Below are 19,178 nucleotides of genomic sequence, written 5' to 3' on the forward strand. Positions count from 1 at the left end.
GCACCCGGTGGCAAAGAGGTTTTCCGCGCACCCGCCCGCTTGGTAGGGTCGCCGCCTGTTCTGTGGGGTCTGGCAAGGGGGATGGCGATGGTGACGGCGACGGGCGTGGCAGCAGTGACGGTCATTCCGCCGACCCATCCCCTGACGGGCCGCGTGGTGCCGCCGGGATCGAAATCCATCACCAACCGCGCCCTGCTGCTGGCGGCTCTCGCCACGGGCACCAGCCGCCTGACCGGCGCGCTGAAAAGCGACGATACGCGGCATATGGCCAACGCCCTGCGTCAGATGGGGGTGAGTGTCGATGAACCCGACGCCACCAGTTTCATCGTGACCAGCAGCGGGCGACTGACGGCGCCTGCCGGGCCGCTGTTCCTGGGCAATGCCGGTACGGCCACCCGCTTCCTGACCGCCGCCGTCGCCACGGTCGACGGCACCGTCGTGGTGGACGGGGATGAGCATATGCGCAAGCGGCCCATCGCGCCGCTGGTCAAGGCGCTGACGGCGCTGGGCGTCGATCTGGAGGCGCCGACCGGCTGCCCCCCCGTCACCGTGAACGGCAAGGGCGCGTTGGCGGGGGGCCGTGTGGAGATCGATGCCGGCCTGTCCAGCCAGTATGTCAGCGCCATCCTGATGGCGGCTTCCTGTTCCAGCGGCCCCATCGACATTGCCCTGACAGGCAGCGAGATCGGCGCGCGCGGCTATATCGATCTGACGGTTGCGGCCATGCGCGCCTTTGGCGCCGTGGTGGAACAGCAGGATGCCGCCACCTGGCGCGTGCTGCCCACCGGGTACAAGGCCGCCGATTATGTCATCGAACCCGATGCGTCAGCGGCGACTTACCTTTGGGCGGCAGAGGTGCTGACGGGGGGGCGTATCGATCTGGGCGTGCCGTCGGATGCCTTCACGCAGCCCGACGCCTGTGCCCAGGCCGTGATCGCGCAGTTCCCCAACATGCCGGCGGTCATTGACGGCTCGCAGATGCAGGATGCCGTGCCGACGCTGGCGGTATTGGCAGCCTTCAACAATCATCCGGTGCGCTTTGTCGGCATCGCCAATCTGCGCGTCAAGGAATGCGACCGCACCCGTGCCCTGTCCACCGAACTGGCCAAGATCCGTCCGGGTCTGGCCTGGGAGGAAGGCGATGATCTGATCGTGGCCGCCGATCCGGCCCTGGCCGGCCAGACCCTGGCCACCGACATCCACACCTATGCCGACCATCGCATCGCCATGTCCTTCGCGCTGGCCGGCCTGAAAATCCATGGCATCACCATTATGGACCCTGGCTGTGTCGCCAAGACCTATCCCGGCTATTGGGATGCGCTGCGCTCGCTGGGCGTGGAACTGGTATGAGGCAGCGGGGTTTCCGCGGATTACGGCTTGCGCCTAATCCACGCTACCTGTCGGGCATGTATCGTAGCGCGGATTAGCGAAGCGTAATCCGCGGGTCAACGGAATCAGATGTCCCCATGCCCTGCAGCGGCCCCGGCTCGGCCAAAAGCCGGACAAGCCGTTCAGGTTCGGACGCGAACCAGACATGGCTGCCCCAGGCCAGGGAGGGTAGGGCCTTCTTCACCTCTGCCCGGTCGCGGTCCAGGAAGGCGGTGATGCAGGCCACCCTGGAGGGGGAAAAGCCCCCCTCGCCAGCGATATCCAGGAAGGCCCGGGCCCGCTGTTCGGTGACGGGGCCGTCGGTTGCCACCACCTCCACGAACACCAGCTTCAGGTCGGCGGCGCTGTGCCCCCGGTCCAGAAGGATGATGTCGGGCAGGGTGCGGTCGGGCGTGATGCGCAGGCGCAGCCGCTTGATCCAGCCCTCATCGCGGGCCGCCACTTTGGCCGCACTTTCCGACAGCCACAGGACCACGGGATCGGTCAGGAAACGCGGTGCGAACTGTTCCACCACGGACTGCGCGATACGGCTGCTGGGTCCCGGCGCCAGCAACCGCGTCTCGCCATTGGGAAAGCGCACCAGGATATCGGCCCCGTCCCGGTCGGTGGAGCCGCGCAGACTGACGATGCGGGCCAGCGCCATGGGGTTCAGCGTCGCATCGGCCCATTGCTTAGCGGCCCTGGTCAGCGCTTCGCCCTGCAAACCCGGATCAAACAGGGACGCGAAAGGCGCGGCCAGGGCGTAGCGCGGCTTGGACGATGTCGTGGGTACGCCCGCCCGTTCGATGACGGCGCCATTGGGGATCAGTCCCTGGCGAATGACCTCGTCCCGCACCTGTTCGCGGCTATTGTCCTGATACCAGCGCTCACCGGTGGCGCGCGGGGCCTTGGCATAATCGGCGCGTGATTGGGCATCGGCGTTGAACAGCATGCGCGTATCGCCCAGCCGCACCACATGCACCGGGTTCAGCCAGATGTCCGCCCCCGCCACCGCCCCGATATAGAGGAAGGCCGCGACGGTGGCCGCCGCCGCATCGCGCACGCATTTATCCCGCTCCGGCGTGCCTTCCGGGAAAATCAGGCGCAGGCGGCGGGCCACCTCCGCCCGTTCCAGCAACGGCGGCATTGGATGCATCAGGAAATCCCGTACAGACGGTCGGCGGCCTGATCTAGCCGGTCGCGTGATGCCCCCGCCGCCACCAGCGCCGTCAGTTCCTTCAGTGCCGCCGGGTGCGGCAGGGGCATGGCCTCCACCTCATAGGCGGACACGGCGACGGAGCCGGAGATGCAGCGGAAGGCGCGGTCGGCGGCCCGGCTGTTCAGGAAGGCGGCCAGAACGGCGGGCGGCACCGAAGGCGGACTGTCATCCAGCGGCAGCAGCATGTTCAGGTGGTTTTCCACCGTGACACCGCGCGGATGTTTGGCCAGGAAGGACAGGGGCATTTCGGCGGCGATCAGGCGGCGGGCTTGTTCCTTGGCCGTCGTCCGCTGCAACAGCACGCAGGGCCGGCGAGTCAGCAGCCAGTCATCGCCCTTCAGTGCCGGGTGGAACCAGGGCTTGTGGTTGGCCTTCTCACAGCGATAGGTGAAGCGGCCATCGGGCGTGACGGATTCGGCCCAGACCAGGGGGACGGCCCCCTTGCCCGGCTTGTCCGCGATCTGCGGCTTGTACCGGTTCCAGACCAGGGGGCCGGTGGCCACGCGATAGCCCCAGTCGCGCAGCCGGCTGTCCAGGCTGCGCAGCCGTGTCGCCAACCCCGTCTCACTGGCATGACGCGGCAGGATCCAGGGGGCGGTGGGTTCGTCGGGCAGGGTGAAGGAACCCGATGGCAGGATGGTCAGGCCATCGCCGCCGCTGCCGGCCCGGATCATGTTGACCAGGGCGCGGTCGGGCCGCTTCTTCCTCGGCCCCATCCGGCGGTATGTCGCCAGCACCGTCTCCTGCAGGACATTGTCAAACACGCCCTTGCGTTCATCGACGAAATCCAGAGACAGGGGCGGGGCCAGATCGGACAGGGTGCGGCGCAGATGCTTGAAATAATCCCCGGCCAGGAAGGAGGACGGGGTGAGGAAGGCGATCAGCCCGCCCGGCACGGTCCAGCGCACGGCCTGATCCATGAACAGGGCATAGAGATTGGCATGGCCATAAAGGCTGCGCGCGAACCGCGCCCGCATGTCGGGCGCCAGGGTCAGGCGGCCATAGGGCGGGTTGCCGATCACCAGATCAAACTCCGCCGCCGCCGAGATGGACAGGGCATCGGCGTGCCGGCAGGGTGACAGGCGCTTGCCCCCGGCCCGGATCAGCGGAGCCAGTGCCGCCTCCACCATCACACCCGATATCCAGGCGGCGACAGGGTCCAGTTCCAGCCCGCGCAGGCGGTTGGCGATGGAGCGCAGGGCCAATGCCGGCTCCACCCCCTTCAGTGCCTTGGCCATGCGCAGGGCGGCAGGCACCAGAAAGGCACCGCAGCCGGCGGCGGGGTCCAGCACCCTTGCCTCGGCCCAATCAACCTTGCCACCATCGGCCAGATCAACCAACCGGGCGGCCAGGGCGGGCGGCGTGTAATAAACACCGTGGCGGGCCCGTTCATCGGATGGCATCAGGCCGGCATGCAGGGCGCCGATGCGGTCCGCGACATTCGCCACGGGCAGCGGCGCCAGGCTTTCGCCATAGGCACGGGCGGCGGCGGCAACGTCCGCCCCCAGGCTGGGCGGTGTCTTGGTGACGGGGGGCGGCGAAAGGTCCAGGCCCGTCTCCAGCGCCTGCCACCAGCCGCGCACCACAAGCTGCACCAGGGCCGCCTCCTGACGGCGCTGCTGCGCCGACAGCGACGCGACGGCAGCCAACAGCAACGCCCCCGGCTCGGGGGCGTCGGTGGGGGCCGGCTTCATCGCGGCGGGCGGGGTCGGGCGGTGGGACAAGGGGGTATTGAGGACTGTTCAGGTTCCAGATGTTCCATGATCGTTCAGGGTCCGGACGGACGCAAGCGCGATCCCGTCAGGACGGCCCGTTACCCGGCCTGCCCACATTCAGCCACAGGGTCGGGTCCGACAGCGGCGTGGCCGGCGGCAGGTTGGGATTGGGCAGACGGATGATGGTGGCCTCATTGAACCGTTCCAGTGGAAAGGCGCCGCGCGTGGAGGGATGGGTGGACAGCATGCGCTTCAACTCGCCATTGGCCAGCAGCGTACGCAACCCTTCCTCCAGCCGGCGGGCCAGGCTGTCCATGCCTGGCGCCACATAGAAATAGACGGGCATGGGATAGGCGATGACCAGCCTGTCAAAGACCATCAGGTCCGACCCGCCATAGGTCTCATACTCCTCTGCCACCTCGGCCAGACCGCGCGCGAAATAGTCACAGCGACCGGCGCGCAGCATGGAATAAAGCTGGTCGAAATGCACATTGGTGACCTGGGGCAGGCCGCTGGCGGCCAGCACGTCGAAATCCGGCCATTGCGCGCCCTGACAGGCCGTGAAGCGCTTCAGATCCTCCACCGTGCGGATGGCGGCAAAGGCGGCGGCATCACGCGCCCGTATGACGGGCACCCGCTGTCCGATCAGGCCCATATCGATGGGGATGCGGATGGGGTTGCCCTCCTTCTCCCGCTCGATATTGGTGCCGGTCCAGGTGACATCGATGCGCCCGGCCTTCAGTTCCGCCAGAAGCCGGCCCTGACTGAACTTCTCCCGCACCCGTTCGATGCGGACGGGGCCATATCGCGGCGTCGTCTCGTCGATCAGGCGGCGGAACAGGTCATGGAAATAATCAACCCGCGTCTCCTCCCCTTGCGACTGCCAGTCGGAGACACGGACAATGGTGGGTTCGGCTCCCGAAACGGGAAGGACCGGCAATAAGGCCAGCCATATTATTGCCATCCAACGGGACAGGCATCCCAGCGTCCTGCGTGCTCCCGGCGGATCTAGCATTGGCGATTCCCAGAGGGAAAAATTGTCGATTGGAGATAGCAGGAATAATAGCAGATCAAGGAGTAGCGGAAGGAATGGCTTCGATAATCTCTGACATTAGTTCCAGGGCGTCTTCAGCGTGGCGCCGCGATATGATCATATGCAGTTTGTAATCAGCGTCGATCCTCAGGCGATGAAAATCCCTAAGACGAACTCCAACGCGGCGAAGTCTGGGGTTCCCGCTTGTTGTCAGATAATCACTGAGTTGCCGGTGTACACCATGTGTAATCCGTACATCGAACTGATATCCATTGCCCTCTGCTAACTGCAAGCTGGCATGGTAGGCAGCATAATATAAGCGCGAAATAGCAGATCGGGCTCTGGCCGCAGATATCTCACGACTAACGAGGGATTCAGCATCCTCGACCAGCAAACGCCAATCTAGAATCATGCAGCTATCCTTGACCGAGCAGCCGCTGGGATTGATGGATGGCGCGGTGCTGTTGCAATCTGTACTGCATACTTCCATTGCCAGGATGCATCGCCGCCGAAATGCGAGATGCTAAAAGCGTCAAGGCGATCTTGCAAACGGTCAGAAAGATCAAACCGGTTGATTTTTGCACCATCAATAAGAAGTCGCATGCTGAATGCCAGAGTACCCTCATCAGGTTGGATAAAAGTACCCACATCCTCTGCGCTAATCAGGTACGGGGCGACAATCTCCATCGTTGCGCACTGTAGATCATTAAATACCTCCGCCAGACCCATTTCCGATATATTTTCGAGATAACTGGCAGCGTGCTGTTTATCCTTTTCGCGCACAGATTTTTTGATTACTTGAGCAACCAAATCTAAGTCACCATACTGAACGGCAATGCGGATAAGGTTCTCCCATGGCATTTCACGTTCAATCAAAAACCGGCTCGCGCAAGATAGAGCCTCTTCTTTCAGACCGAAATCTGCCAGCAGGCAGGCAATTCCCCACCTGACCGGAGGCTTTGCCGTGTTCCAACGTGCATTTGCCGCGAGAACGTGTTCCACACCCTCATCGTGCTTTCCGACAAGTTGGCATGCACGAGCAAGGCAGGCGGATAGCGCCGCATCTGGTGACGTAGAACGTGCAATGCCCATGGTCCGGAAATAGGCTGCCATCGCGGCTTCCACATCTCCGAAGTCCAGCGATACAAGCTGATTCCAAATTTCATCGCTTTTGGCTAACGCTACGGGCATAGGCAGCAACCTCCACCAGTTGATGCTACCGATTCATACCCGTTCTAGCAACAGCAGCGAGTCGCTCACCCCTCCAGCATGCGGCGCAGCAGTTCGACATCTTCGGCGAAGGCCGGGTCGGTGCCGCAGAGTTCGTCTACCTTGCGGACGGCATGCATGACGGTGGTGTGGTCGCGGTCGCCGAATTTGCGGCCGATTTCCGGCAGGGAGCGCTGGGTCAGCTGCTTGGCGAGATACATGGCCACCTGACGCGGGCGGGCCACGGCGCGTGCGCGGCGTGCACTGCTCATGTCGGCCAAGCGGATGTTGAAATGCTCCGCGACCTTCTTCTGGATCTCTTCGATCGTCACGCGGCGGTTGGATGCGCGCAGCAGGTCGTGCAGCACATCCTGCGCCGATTCGAGCGTGATGGCGCGGCCCACCAGTTCGGCATGGGCGACGATGCGGTTCAGCGCGCCTTCCAGCTCACGCACATTGCTGGTGATCTTGTGGGCCAGGAATTCCAGGACCTTGGGCGGCACCTTGGCGCCGATGCGGTCGGCCTTCTGACCCAGAATGCCCAGACGCAGCTCGTAAGTGGTCGGGTGGATATCAGCCACGAGGCCCCAGCCCAGACGCGAGCGCAGCCGCTCCTCCATGCCTTCCAGGTCCGATGGGCTTTTGTCGGCGCTGATGATGACCTGACGGTTCTGATCCACCAGGGCATTGAAGGTGTGGAAGAATTCTTCCTGGGTGCTGTCCTTGCCGCTGATGAACTGCACATCGTCGATCATCAGCACGTCGACCGACCGGAACTGCTCCTTGAAGGCCATCGTGTCCTTGAAGCGCAGCGCCCGGATGAACTGGTACATGAACTTTTCGGCCGACAGATAGATGACGCGGCGCGACGGGTCCTTTTTGCGGATGGCCCAGGCGATAGCGTGCATCAGATGCGTCTTACCCAGACCCACGCCACCATAAAGGAACAGCGGGTTGAAGGGCACGGCCTGCGCATCGGCCACGCGGCGGGCGGCGGCAAAGGCCAGCTCGTTCGGCTTGCCCACCACGAAATTCTCGAACGTGAAGCGCGGGTCCAGCGGGGCCGACATCTCGTCGGTGCGGTCCTCGACCACGACCAGTGCGGGGCTGGGTTCGATCACCAGTTCGGTGACGGGTTCCGGCTTGGCCACGGGGGCGGCGGGGGGCGCGTCATTGGCGGGGGTGGCCGTGATCTCCGGCTTGGCGGCACTGGCCACCACGATCTCCACCGACTGCACGCCCGGATTCTCACCGGAGAACAGGGCGCGGATGCGGTCGGCGTAATGGGTGCGAATCCAGTCGCGCATGAAGCGGGTCGGCACCAGGATGCGCAGCTGTCCGCCATCCAGCGAACCGACGGTCAGCGGCTTCAGCCAGGAACGATAGGCGGTTTCGCCCACCTCGTCCTTCAAGCGGCCCCGCACCCGCGCCCACTGTTGATCCAGCGAACCCTGCACTGACATTCGACCGTTGCTCCCCGCCCCAAGGCTCAACTTCACCGCAGCGCGCCCGCCATCGCAGCGCGCGTCATCCGCAACCAGGATTGAAACGTCCGGGACGGCAAAACCACCCCTGCGCAGGACCGACAGGCCTGCGACCCACTGGCCGATCCCTGGCGCCCCGGCGCCACGATCAGCCATTCCCTTATCATCAGGGCCAATGTCGCCATTGGCACCGCCCCACCCCGGTACCCGCCCCGCCCCATCCTTCTTCGGTTCACCCTTATTGTGGGTAATGAAGATGGTTGCGGAAACACAAAACCGTAACAACGGACGTTCCCTTGCGGAATACCCCCTTCGTACAGGTCTTGTTTTTCAAGAAATGGCAAGCGATCGCCGGGGGTCGGGACTTGGGATGTAATGCACATCCATTATCCGCACGCCACTTTGGATTACAATCCAAAGACGTCATACACCCGTCTGCATCGCTTCCATTGTACTGCCGAACAGCAGTTGAGGGATGCTAGAGGGGCGGCGGAAGAGTCGCAACGGGACCGAAAAGGGAACGCCGAAAAAAGCAAAAATCGTTCGCCACGGATTCAACAAGCCCAGGCCGCAACCCTTTGAAAAGGATGTGGGGCGGGACATGAACCCGGTTTCCTGACGCCATAAGAAAACCGCGCGGGCGATAGGCACCGCGCGGGTTCCTCTACGGCTAGCGAAGGATCAGCCCAGGGCCTTGATACGGCCGGACAGACGCGACAGCTTGCGCGAAACAGTGTTGGCGTGCAGCACGCCCTTGCTCACACCGCGCATCATCTCCGGCTGGGCCTGCTTGAAGGCTTCAGCGGCGACGCTCTTGTCGCCAGAGGCGATGGCGGTCTCAACCTTCTTCAGGAAGGTGCGGATACGGCTGACGCGGGCGCGATTGACCTCAGTCCGGGTGGCGGTCTGACGGATGCGCTTCTCAGCGGACTTATGATTGGCCATAGGAAACCTTTACGCGGAACATGGTGGTGCCGTAGGAAGCGGCGCTTATACAAGGGGTCAGGCGCCCCGTCAAGCGGGTGCGGGCAGGGTCCCCATACGAAACTTGCTGGTCTGACAGTCGCCTTTTGGGCTGCGCCAGAGTCGAGCCCCGAGTCGAGACACGCCCGTCACAAGACAGTCAGCAGTAATGCGATGTATATAGGGGGCGACTTCATTTGAACACCCCATAGGTTGTTCAGGCAGGTTTGCGTGCTGAGAGCATCGCCTGTGTTCCGTCAATTCCCCGCCGGCGACAGCTGAAACCGCACCGTCAGGCGGCGGCTGGCTGCATCCATGGCGATGGCAATGTCCAGCACCTCATCCCCGCGCGCCCAGCGTCCGTCCTTGCCCCGGCTCCAGCCCAGTTGCGGCAGGGTTTCGGCATAAAAGCGGGTGATGGCGTCGGTATCGCTGGTGCCGGTCGCGGTCGCCTGCACGATGCGGCCTGTGGGATTGTCGAAGACCAGGGCGTCATCGGCACTGGCCGTCAGTCCGGGCGCCAGGGGCACATCCTCCGTCCCCGGCACGAAAGCGGCCAGGACGGCCCCCGGCAAAAGCGCGGTGGTCAGCAGGATCAGTGCGGCGGCGGCACAGGCGCGAAGGCCCCGGATCAGGTGCGGCATGATCTATCCTCGATACCTCAACGCTGATGGCGCGCACAGAAGAAAGTGGAGCGCCCGGCTTGGGTGATGCGGGCCACGCCGCCAGTCTTCGCAATGTCGCAGTCGCAGCGCCCGCACGCTTCCCCCTCGCGGCCATAGACCTGGAAGCTGTGCTGGAAATAGCCAAGTTCCCCATCGGACTGCACAAAGTCGCGAAGGGTGGAGCCACCGGCGGCAATCGCCTCGCCCAGGACATCGCGGATGATGGGGACCAACCGTTCGGCATCGGCCCCGGCCACGCTGTCGCCGCTGCGTGTCGGGTCGATGCCGGCGCGGAACAGGGCCTCGCAGACATAGATATTGCCCAGGCCCGACACGACCTTTTGATCCAGCAGCATGGATTTGATGGGGGCGGCCCGCCCGCGCAGCTTTGCCGACAACCCCTGGCCATGGAATCCATTGCCCAGCGGTTCGGGGCCAAGCGCCGCCAGCATGGGATGGGTCTCCATCCCGGCCTCATCGAACAGGTCCATGAAGCCGAAGCGGCGGACGTCATTATAGGTGACGACCCAGCCATCATCGGTGTGAAAGACCAGATGGTCATGGGTGGTGGGGGCGGGGGCCGGGCCGGGTTTCACCACCATGCTGCCCGACATGCCCAGATGGATCATCCAGACCAGCCCGCCTTCAACCCGGATCAGGATATATTTTGCCCGCCGGTCCAGCGACAGGACCTGCCGTCCGGTCAGGCGCTTGGCGAAATCGACGGGTAGGGGGAAGCGCAGGTCGGGCCGGTGCTGATCCACCCTTATCAGCCGCCGCCCCTCCAGCTTCAGGGCCAGACCGCGTCGGACGGTTTCAACCTCGGGCAGTTCGGGCATGGGCGGGGGCTCTGATGACACGAAAAGGACCCGGCTTGATAGCACGGTCGGGTCCCCATCGCGAAGGCCGGGTTTCAGGCGCGGGCTGCCGACAGGCCGCCATCGACCAGGCTGGCCGTGCCCGTGACAAAGCTGCTGTCGTCGGACGCCAGGAACAGAACCGCCTTGGCCAGTTCATCGGGCTGACCGGCGCGCTTCAGCGCATGCAGATTGTTGACGAAGCCCTGCTTGTCGGCGGTGTCGTTGGCGGCGTGATACATCTCCGTCTCCACGGCACCCGGCAGGACGGCATTCACCCGCACGCCCTTCGGCCCATATTCGGTGGCCAGCGCCTGGGTCAGGCCGATCAGGCCGGCCTTGCTGGCGGCATAGGCGGCCATGCCGGGGAAGGCGCCGCTATAGCCGACAAAGGTGGAGGTGAAGATCACCGAACCGCCATTGCCCATGGCCGGGATCTGATACTTGGCACCCAGGAAGGCGCTGGTCAGGTTCACGGCCAGCGTCTGGTTCCAGGCGTCGGCATCGATGCCGTCGGTCGGACCCATGGCGCCCAGCGTGCCGGCATTGTTGAAGGCGATATCCAGCTTGCCAAAGCGGCTGATGGCCAGATCGACCAGGGCCTTGGCAAAGGCCTCATGCTGTACGTCACCGGCCAGCGCCACGGCCTGCCCACCGGCGGCTTCGATTTCGGCGACCAAGCTGTCCAGTTCGGCCTGACGGCGGGCGGCGACAACCAGTTTGGCGCCTTCAGCGGCGAAAAGCCGGGCGGTGGCGCGGCCGATACCGGCGCTGGCACCAGTGATGATGGCGACCTTGTTCTGCAAGCGGTTCATGATCGGGGTCCTTTCGGTTTGGGTAGGTGCCGTCATCGGCGCCGTTGATGATTGAACCCTACGCCTCATGTTTACTTTCATCGATGGGATGAAAATGGTTATATCATTCAGTTTTACTGAATGATTGAGGGCGCCATGGACCGGTTGCGCGCGTTTGAGGTTTTTGTGGCGGTCGTGGGCAAGGGTGGGTTTGCGAAGGCGGCGGATGCGCTGAACACGTCGCCCGCCAATGTCACCCGCTATGTCGCGGAACTGGAGGCGCATCTGGGCACGCGGCTGCTGAACCGCACGTCGCGCCGCCTGTCACTGACGGAGGCGGGCCAGACCCTGTTCGACCGGGGCCGCCTGATCCTGGATGAGGTGGCGGAGTTGGAGGCCCTGGCCGGCGCTGCGGCGGTAAAGCCGCGCGGGCGGCTGCGCATCAATGCCCCGGTCAGCTTCGGCATCCGCCACATGGCCCCGCTCTGGCCGCGTTTCATGGCGCTGCATCCCGACGTGTCGCTGGATATCGCGCTGATCGACCGGGTCGTGGATATTGTGGAGGAAGGCTATGACATGGCCATCCGCATCTCCCGCGCCGGATCGCAAAGCCATGTGGCGCGGCGGCTGGCCATTTCGCGCAATCTTGTCTGCGCGTCGCCTTCCTATATCGCCCGGTATGGTCAGCCGGAAAGCCCGGAGGATCTGGCCGCCAACCATCGTTGCATTCTGTATTCCCACGCCGTCGCCCCTGACGAATGGTCCCTGACTGATGCAGGGGGCCGAGAGCAACTGGTGCGGGTGCAGGAGGTGATGTCCAGCAATAATGGCGACACGGCCCGCATGGCGGCGCTGGACGGGATCGGCATCATCCGGCAGCCCACATTTCTGGTGGGTGATGATCTGCGGGCGGGGCGGCTGGTCCCGCTGCTGCCGGGATACCGGTCACCCGATATCGACATTCTGGCGCTCTACCCCTCGCGCCGGCACCTGTCGGCCAAAGTGCGGGTGATGGTGGATTTCCTGGCAGAGGCGTTCCAGGGCACCCCGCCCTGGGATCGGGGGCTTTAGATCGGGTTTACGTTAACTGGAAGCACCCCCTATCGTCATCCCGGCGACAAGCCGGGACCCAGCGTGGAGCGGCGTCTGCCGCGACATGACTCATATCGGCGCTAAGCGCGCCTCACGCTGGGTCCCGGCTTCCGCCGGGATGACGAAGAAAACGCGTTTCAAGTCAAAAGAAATACGCTCTACGGCCCTGCCGCTTGGCTCATGTCGTCTCTTTCCATTGCGCGCTGCCCCACGGCACATCCAGCACGGGTTTGGCCGGTGCCTCGATATGGAACCGGTTCAGCCACAGGCGCACCGCGCCCAGGCCCGCCTGATCGATATGGTAGAGGCGGCGTGTGCCTGCACTCCTGTCGCTGACCAGCCCTGCGGCCTTCAGCACCTTCAGATGCTGTGATACGGCGGGCCGGCTGACGGGTAAACCGGCGGCAAGGGTGCCCACGGACAGGGGGCCTTCCGCGATCCGTTCAAAGATCATTCGGCGGGTAGGGTCGGAAAGGGCCGCAAGAATGCTTGTTATGTCAGCCATCACTTACGGTAAGTTTTTACTTACGCAACGTCAATCTCTGTCAATCCCCCGCAGATCGGCTATCATCGGGTCACGCTTCACCCGCCTGGAACCCTGCACCATGACGCTGTCCATCCCCCGCCTGATCGGCCATCGCGGTGCCGCCCGCCACGCGCCGGAGAATACGCTGTCCGGCATGCGGACCGGTGCCTTGCAGGGGGCGCTGTGGGTGGAGGTGGATGTGAAGATCACGCGCGATGGCGTGCCCATCCTGATGCATGATGATGATGTCGACCGGACCAGCGACGGCCATGGACTGGTCGCCGATATGGATTTTGCCGATATCCGCCGCCTGGATGCCGGGTCCTGGTTCGGGCCGGACTTTAAGGGGGAGCGCGTGCCCACCCTGGCGGAGGCGATCCAGGCGGCCACCCTGCTGGACATCAATCTCAATCTGGAGATCAAGCCCTGTCCGGGCCGGGATGAGCAGACGGCGGGCATTGCGCTGTCCATGGCGCTGAACCTGTGGCCGGCAAACCGGCCACCGCCCCTGATCTCCAGCTTCTCAGTGGAGTCCCTGGCCATGGCCAAGGTGGTGGCCCCGCAATGGCCGCGCGGATATCTGATGGATGAGGAACCGGCGGATTGGGAGGCTATTGCCGGCAGGCTTGGGGCCGCCACCATCAATGTGGATGCCAAAAAGCAAAGCGCGGAAAGCGTCGCCGCCTTCCGCGCTTCTGGCCGGCCCGTGCTGGCCTGGACTGTCAATGACCCCGAGCAGGCGCGTCGCCTGTTCCAATGGGGCGTGGCCGGGGTCTTCACCGACACGCCCAAAGGGCTTTATCAGGGGCTGACGGGCAAGGGTTGATATTCACCTGCCCGTTCGCATAGATCGGCTCGCGTTGACTGGAAGCACCCCCTATCGTCATCCCGGCTTCCGCCGGGATGACGAAGAAAACGCGTTTCCAGTCAAAAGAGATACACTCTAAGCAATCAGGCGGTGCCCTGCGCGTCGCCCATTTCGCCCTGCTGGGACAGAACCTGACGGCGGTAGAGATCGACGAAGTCCAGCGGCTGCAGCAGCAGCGGCGGGAAGCCGCCCTGGGCCGTGACGTCGGCGATGATCTGGCGGGCGAACGGGAACAGCAGGCGCGGCCCCTCGATCAGCAGCACGGCGCGCTGCGTCTCCGCCGGCATCGGCGGCAGGGTGAAGACACCGGCATAGACCAGTTCGGCGATGAAGGCGGTCGCGTCACCCACCGTGGCTTCGGCGCGCAGGCGGATCTGCACTTCGGCGACATTGTCGGCCAGCCCCTGGGCCTGCAGGTCGACCTGCAGGTCGATCTTCGGCTGTTCGGATGCGCTGGCCAGGATGCGCGGCGCATTCGGGTTCTCGAAGGACAGGTCCTTCACATACTGCATATTGACGACGAGCGGCGGCACCGGCCGTACGGACTGGGCTTCCTCGGCGGCGTCTTCGGCCTGGTTGATCGTCTCGTCGGACATCGGATACTCCGGTTTAAAAAGGTGTGAAAGGTTTGGGCGGGACCTAGCACGGAACGCCACCTGTCGGCAACCGGGCCTGTGCCGCCATGCGCCACCCGCGTCTTGACAAGCCGGCGGCGGCGGGATTTAACAATCCTTACGTGGTGATTTGGTGACCGGATTGCAGGCCACGTTTTAAAGAAGCTGCTAAAAGGTCGAAGCCATGGATCGGACGCCGCATGAGGGCGCTGGACCGGGCCTCGATCGAACGGTCGAGGCTTGTTAAGGACCATGGCGATGAGCGACCTGCCCGATGATCTGAACCCCGCCACCCTGCTGGTGCATGGTGGGACCCGCCGATCCCAGTTCGAAGAGACGAGCGAGGCGATCTTCCTCACCTCCGGCTTCGTCTATGGCAGCGCCGAAGCGGCGGAGGCCGCCTTCGTCAATGACGGCTCGCGCTTCGTCTATTCCCGGTTCCGCAACCCGACCGTCGCCATGTTCGAGGATCGGCTGGCGCAGTATGAAGGGTACCCCCGCTGCTTTGCCACGGCGTCGGGCATGGCCGCGGTTCATGCCGCCGTCTTTGGCCTGCTGAAGGCCGGCGACCGGCTGGTGGCCAGCCGCGCCCTGTTCGGCTCCTGCCTTTATATCGTCAGCGATCTGGCCAAGCGTTTCGGCATCGAAAGCGTGATCATCGACGGCACGAAGAACGAGGAATGGGAAAAGGCCCTGTCGGTGCCCACCAACCTCGTCTTCCTGGAAACGCCCAGCAATCCCTGCCTGGAAGTGGTCGATCTGGAACATGTTGTGCCGCTGGCCCACAAGGCCGGCGCCAAGGTGGTGGTGGACAATGTCTTTGCCACGCCTGTCCTGCAAAAGCCGCGTCAGTATGGCGTCGATGTCGTGGTCTATTCCGCGACCAAGCATATTGATGGCCAGGGCCGTTGCCTGGGTGGTGCGATCCTGTGCGATGATGAGGTGGCGGCCACGCTGGCCCCGTTCCTGCGCCATACCGGCCCCGCGCTGAGCCCCTTCAACGCTTGGACCCTGCTGAAGGGTCTGGAGACGCTGGAACTGCGCGTGAAGGCGCAGTCGGCATCGGCGCTGAAGGTTGCCACCTTCCTGGAAGGCCATCCGGCGGTGGGGCGTGTGCTCTATGCCGGCCTGGAAAGCCATCCGCAGCATGCCCTGCTGAAGCGGCAGATGAAGGCCGGCAGCAACCTGATCTGCCTGCATGTCAAGCCCGTGAACGGCGATGCCAAGCAGGCGGCCTTCACGGTTCTGAACAATCTGCGCATCGCCAAGATTTCTAACAATCTGGGCGACTCGAAGACGCTGGCCACCCATCCCGCCACCACCACGCATCAGCGCCTGTCGGTGGAAGAAAAGGCGATCCTGGGTATCGGCCCCGGTACCATCCGCGTGTCGGTGGGTCTGGAGGATGCCGACGACGTGATCGCCGATTTCAAGCGCGGTCTGGACATGCTGGTGGGATAGTGCCGTAGGTCGGGGTGAGCATCAGCGAACCCCGACAAGGGCGGTGCCGATGAATGTCGGGGTTCGCCGCCGGCTCACCCCGACCTACGCATTGTTTCAAGCATTTCCGCTAAAGCAGCTGCAACCCCGACAAGGATGGCTGTTCGACCACAGGTGGCAGGAAAAATCCCAGAATCCATACACCTGCCCCCGAACGCAATTGCCCCCCGCCCGGCAGTTGCGTAGCATTTGATTGAAATGCTGCCCGCACGCCTGTGGGCCGGCGGTCGGACTTGGGCGGTCCATGGCGGATAGTGTGGTGGAAACGGGTGATGATCTGGTTGCGGTCGGCGGTTTGCCGGCCCTGACGGATTTCGACCCGCCGCCGGATACGCCCATCCAACCCGACTGTCCCACGCTTCCCGGTTCCTCCCTGGTCGGGCCGCTGGACCTGTATGGTCTGGCTGAACAGGTGCTGTCGGCAGAACATCATCTGGTCAATGCCCAGGACCCGGTGCAGCGTCTGCTGCTGCTGACCACGCTGGCCTGGTACAACCGGCAGCGGGACACGCGTGCCGCCTTGGATATGGTGGCCGATGCCATGGGGCTTCTGCCCTATGCCACCGGCGCCAATGAGCGTGAATTGCGCCGCCTGACGGCCCGCCTGCTGCTGATCAAGGCGGAAGCCAAGGCCCTGTTTGCCGAACTGGATCAGGCAGAGGCGCTGCTGGAAAGTGCTCGGGCAACCTTCCGCCAGATCGGCGATGTGCTGGGCGAGGGGGATACCGCCATGACGGAGGCGCTGCTGGCGCTGGACCGGGGGCAGACCCGCCGCCGCATCCAGGCCCACCGCAACGCCCACAGCCTGTTTCTGCGCGCGGGCGACACCATGCGACAGCAGATCGCCCAGGCCTGGATGGCGCGCGACGCCCTGTTCGGCGATACCGCCGCGGCGGAAGCGGAATGGGTGCGTGTGCTGCCCGAAGGTCCCCTGCTGGAACATCCCGGCCTGGACGCGGTCGCCGCCTATTTCCATGGCGGGGTCTGTTTCGCGCATGGCGATTTCATGAAGGCGCTCCGCCATTATCAGCGTGGTTGTGATCAGGCCGTGCTGGCCGGGCAGATGCGGCTGGCGGTTCTGCTGGCCGGCAATGTCGGGGCGGCGCATGCCAATGTGAATGATTATGTCAGCGAGTTTCTGTGGCGGGAGCGGGCGCATGGCCTTGCCCGTGCCACGGGCTGGCCGGCGGCGGTGGGGCAGTGCCTGCGCGGCATGGGCGATACCCTGCGCCGGTTGCAGCAGACGGGCCGTGCCCGCCATCTGCTGCTGGAGTCGCTGGAATGGCTGGCCCCGTTTGGTCGGTCCCGCAACCATGCCATCGCGTGCCAGTATCTGGGTGATCTGGAACTGGATGTCGGCGATGCGGCGGCGGCCCTGCGCTGGTTCGATGATCTGCTGGATGTCGGCACCGACCTGGAACAAAGCGATTTGCAGGCCGAGGCACAATGTGGCCGCGCCCGCGCCCTGACCGTACTGGACCGCTGCGCCTCTGCCGTGACGGCGGCGGATGCGGCGCTGGACCTTGTCCGTGCCCGGTCCGACCGCTGGCGGGAGATTGATGTGCTGCGCGCCAAGGCGGCCATCCATCAACGCTTCACCGACCTGTCGCCGCCGCCCGATATGGCGGTCGATGAGACGGCTTCCATCCACTATTTGCGCCGCGCGCTGGACCTGGCCGAATCGATCCAGGGCTATACGGCGTCCGCCGATCTCTTGTCGGCCCTGGCGTCGGCCTATGAGGCGGCGGGGGACATGGGCGCCGCCCTGCGCTGGGAACGGCGGGCCGGTCAGGCGCGCGGCATCATCCATAGCCGGGAGGTCAGCGACCGGCTGCTGGCCATGCAGGCCGGGTTTGAAACCGAACGCCTGAAGGCGGAGGGGGAATATCACCGGCAGCTGGCCGCCGCCGAGGCATCGCGCGCCGCGGCCTTGCATGAGGCGACGCAGACGCTGGAGATGCTGGGCCGTATCGGGCAGCAGATCACGGCGACCCTGGATGCCGAAGCGATATTCCACGCCCTGCACCGCCATGTCGGCACCATGATGGAGTTGGATGCCTTCTCCGTCTATGTCGTGGATGAAAGCGGGGAACAGCTGGAACTACGCTATGGGCTGGAGGGGGGGCGGCCCCTGCCCACCATCTGGCGGCGCGTGGCCGATCCCGTGTCACTGGTCGCCCGCTGCGCGCGGGAGCGGCAGGAGATGCTGATCCAGCGCGGGCAGCATGAACAATCCTCCCCCTCCCACATCCCCGGCACCCGCTTCATGCGCACCCTGCTGCTGTCCCCACTGATCGTGGGAACGCGCCTGTGGGGCGTGATGACGGCGCAGGCGGCGGCGGAAAATGCCTATGGGGAGCGGGAGAAGCTGATCTTCCGCACGCTCTGCGCCTATGGCGCCATCGCGCTGTCCAATGCCGCCGCCTATGCCAAGGTGGACAGCACCCTGTCGGAACTGCGCGCGACGCAGGGCCGGCTGGTGCAGCAGGAAAAGCATGCCTCGCTGGGCCAACTGGTGGCCGGTGTGGCGCATGAGATCAATACGCCGCTGGGTGTGGCCTTCACCATGGCCACGCACCTTCAGGTGGAACGGGACGAGATCGCCCAGGCCTTCAATGCCAACCAGCTGAAACGGCTGGCCATGGAGCAGTTCCTGGACAAGCTGAATGAGGGGCTGCGTATCCTGACCGGCAATCTGGAACGCGCTGCCGACCTGATCCGCAGTTTCAAGCAGGTGTCCGCCGACCGCAGCAGCGAGGCGCTGCGCACCGTCGATCTGGGCGCCTATGTCGGTGACGTGCTGAAAAGCCTGGACCCGATGATCCGGCAACGGCGCGTGGCCGTCACGATCGATGGCCCGCCGGGGCTTGCCATCACCACCCTGCCGGGCCTCTTGGCACAGGTCGTGTCCAATCTGGTGCAGAACGCCATTGTCCATGGTTTTGCCAGCGTGGAGAGGCCGGAAATCCTGATCGCCATTGGCCGGGCCGGCAGCGACCGCGTGGCCATCGCCATCACCGACAATGGCAATGGCATGCCGCCCGAGGTGCAGGCCAAGGCCTTCGACCCGTTCTTCACCACCAAGCGCGACAGCGGCGGCACCGGCCTGGGCCTGCATATCGTGCATAATCTGGTGACGGGTCCGCTACAGGGCACCATTGATCTGGCGTCCGTGCCGGGGCATGGCACCCGGTTCCTGATCACCCTGCCGGTGGATGTGGCGGGGCGGTAGGGGGAGGGGTTTCCCTCACCCTCCCAAACGCTGACGCGT

The 19,178-nt window shown here is 64.5% G+C and carries 16 protein-coding genes and 1 riboswitch; of the genes, 5 read left to right on the forward strand and 11 right to left on the reverse strand.

Annotation, left to right across the window (positions count from 1 at the left end; all coding sequences use genetic code 11):
- The first annotated feature begins 87 nt into the window (after window positions 1–87).
- Entirely contained in the window at window positions 88–1,350 is a 1,263-nt protein-coding gene (gene aroA, locus ACODSP_RS09510; RefSeq protein ID WP_488965367.1) for a 3-phosphoshikimate 1-carboxyvinyltransferase, read from the forward strand.
- Between the two features lie 73 nt (window positions 1,351–1,423).
- Here aroA and ACODSP_RS09515 read toward each other — a convergent pair whose 3' ends face one another.
- The 9 genes from ACODSP_RS09515 to ACODSP_RS09555 form a co-directional block, all read right to left on the reverse strand.
- Window positions 1,424–2,524 (reverse strand): BsuBI/PstI family type II restriction endonuclease, encoded by a 1,101-nt coding sequence (locus ACODSP_RS09515; RefSeq protein ID WP_488965368.1) that lies wholly within the window; start codon window positions 2,522–2,524, stop codon window positions 1,424–1,426.
- Window positions 2,524–4,311: an HsdM family class I SAM-dependent methyltransferase gene (locus ACODSP_RS09520; RefSeq protein ID WP_488965369.1), complete on the reverse strand. Its 1,788-nt coding sequence runs from the start codon at window positions 4,309–4,311 to the stop codon at window positions 2,524–2,526. The genes ACODSP_RS09515 and ACODSP_RS09520 overlap by 1 nt, the downstream gene beginning before the upstream one ends.
- 76 nt (window positions 4,312–4,387) lie before the next feature.
- Window positions 4,388–5,242 (reverse strand): substrate-binding periplasmic protein, encoded by an 855-nt coding sequence (locus tag ACODSP_RS09525; protein ID WP_488965370.1) that lies wholly within the window; start codon window positions 5,240–5,242, stop codon window positions 4,388–4,390.
- A 501-nt stretch (window positions 5,243–5,743) separates the two neighbouring features.
- The gene (locus ACODSP_RS09530) at window positions 5,744–6,526 is read right to left on the reverse strand and encodes a hypothetical protein (RefSeq protein WP_488965371.1); all 783 of its coding nucleotides are present in this window, start codon (window positions 6,524–6,526) and stop codon (window positions 5,744–5,746) included.
- Window positions 6,527–6,591: 65 nt separating this feature from the next.
- The gene (gene dnaA, locus ACODSP_RS09535) at window positions 6,592–8,007 is read right to left on the reverse strand and encodes a chromosomal replication initiator protein DnaA (RefSeq protein ID WP_488965372.1); all 1,416 of its coding nucleotides are present in this window, start codon (window positions 8,005–8,007) and stop codon (window positions 6,592–6,594) included.
- Window positions 8,008–8,709: 702 nt separating this feature from the next.
- Window positions 8,710–8,973: a 30S ribosomal protein S20 gene (gene rpsT / locus ACODSP_RS09540; RefSeq protein WP_054168598.1), complete on the reverse strand. Its 264-nt coding sequence runs from the start codon at window positions 8,971–8,973 to the stop codon at window positions 8,710–8,712.
- 275 nt (window positions 8,974–9,248) lie between these two features.
- The gene (locus tag ACODSP_RS09545; protein ID WP_488965373.1) at window positions 9,249–9,635 is read right to left on the reverse strand and encodes a hypothetical protein; all 387 of its coding nucleotides are present in this window, start codon (window positions 9,633–9,635) and stop codon (window positions 9,249–9,251) included.
- A 17-nt stretch (window positions 9,636–9,652) separates the two neighbouring features.
- Window positions 9,653–10,495 (reverse strand): bifunctional DNA-formamidopyrimidine glycosylase/DNA-(apurinic or apyrimidinic site) lyase, encoded by an 843-nt coding sequence (gene mutM / locus ACODSP_RS09550; RefSeq protein ID WP_488965374.1) that lies wholly within the window; start codon window positions 10,493–10,495, stop codon window positions 9,653–9,655.
- Window positions 10,496–10,569: 74 nt separating this feature from the next.
- The gene (locus ACODSP_RS09555) at window positions 10,570–11,328 is read right to left on the reverse strand and encodes an SDR family oxidoreductase (protein ID WP_488965375.1); all 759 of its coding nucleotides are present in this window, start codon (window positions 11,326–11,328) and stop codon (window positions 10,570–10,572) included.
- A 135-nt stretch (window positions 11,329–11,463) separates the two neighbouring features.
- Between ACODSP_RS09555 and ACODSP_RS09560 the strand changes: the two genes are divergently transcribed.
- Complete coding sequence (locus tag ACODSP_RS09560; RefSeq protein ID WP_488965376.1) at window positions 11,464–12,378, forward strand: LysR family transcriptional regulator; 915 nt, start codon at window positions 11,464–11,466, stop codon at window positions 12,376–12,378.
- 199 nt (window positions 12,379–12,577) lie between these two features.
- On the opposite strand, the gene ACODSP_RS09565 is transcribed toward ACODSP_RS09560, so the two are convergent.
- On the reverse strand, window positions 12,578–12,904 hold the full coding sequence (locus ACODSP_RS09565) for an ArsR/SmtB family transcription factor (RefSeq protein WP_488965377.1): 327 nt from the start codon (window positions 12,902–12,904) through the stop codon (window positions 12,578–12,580).
- Window positions 12,905–13,004: 100 nt separating this feature from the next.
- Between ACODSP_RS09565 and ugpQ the strand changes: the two genes are divergently transcribed.
- Entirely contained in the window at window positions 13,005–13,751 is a 747-nt protein-coding gene (gene ugpQ, locus ACODSP_RS09570; RefSeq protein ID WP_488965378.1) for a glycerophosphodiester phosphodiesterase, read from the forward strand.
- Between the two features lie 125 nt (window positions 13,752–13,876).
- On the opposite strand, the gene secB is transcribed toward ugpQ, so the two are convergent.
- Entirely contained in the window at window positions 13,877–14,389 is a 513-nt protein-coding gene (gene secB / locus ACODSP_RS09575) for a protein-export chaperone SecB (RefSeq protein ID WP_488965379.1), read from the reverse strand.
- A 130-nt stretch (window positions 14,390–14,519) separates the two neighbouring features.
- Window positions 14,520–14,599: riboswitch (SAM riboswitch) on the forward strand.
- 60 nt (window positions 14,600–14,659) lie between these two features.
- Between secB and metZ the strand changes: the two genes are divergently transcribed.
- On the forward strand, window positions 14,660–15,868 hold the full coding sequence (gene metZ, locus ACODSP_RS09580) for an O-succinylhomoserine sulfhydrylase (protein WP_488965380.1): 1,209 nt from the start codon (window positions 14,660–14,662) through the stop codon (window positions 15,866–15,868).
- A 283-nt stretch (window positions 15,869–16,151) separates the two neighbouring features.
- A complete protein-coding gene (locus ACODSP_RS09585) occupies window positions 16,152–19,139 on the forward strand; it encodes an ATP-binding protein (RefSeq protein ID WP_488965381.1) in 2,988 nt (995 codons plus the stop codon).
- The last annotated feature ends 39 nt before the right edge of the window (window positions 19,140–19,178 follow it).

This window comes from Niveispirillum sp. FG156 (assembly GCF_057809555.1).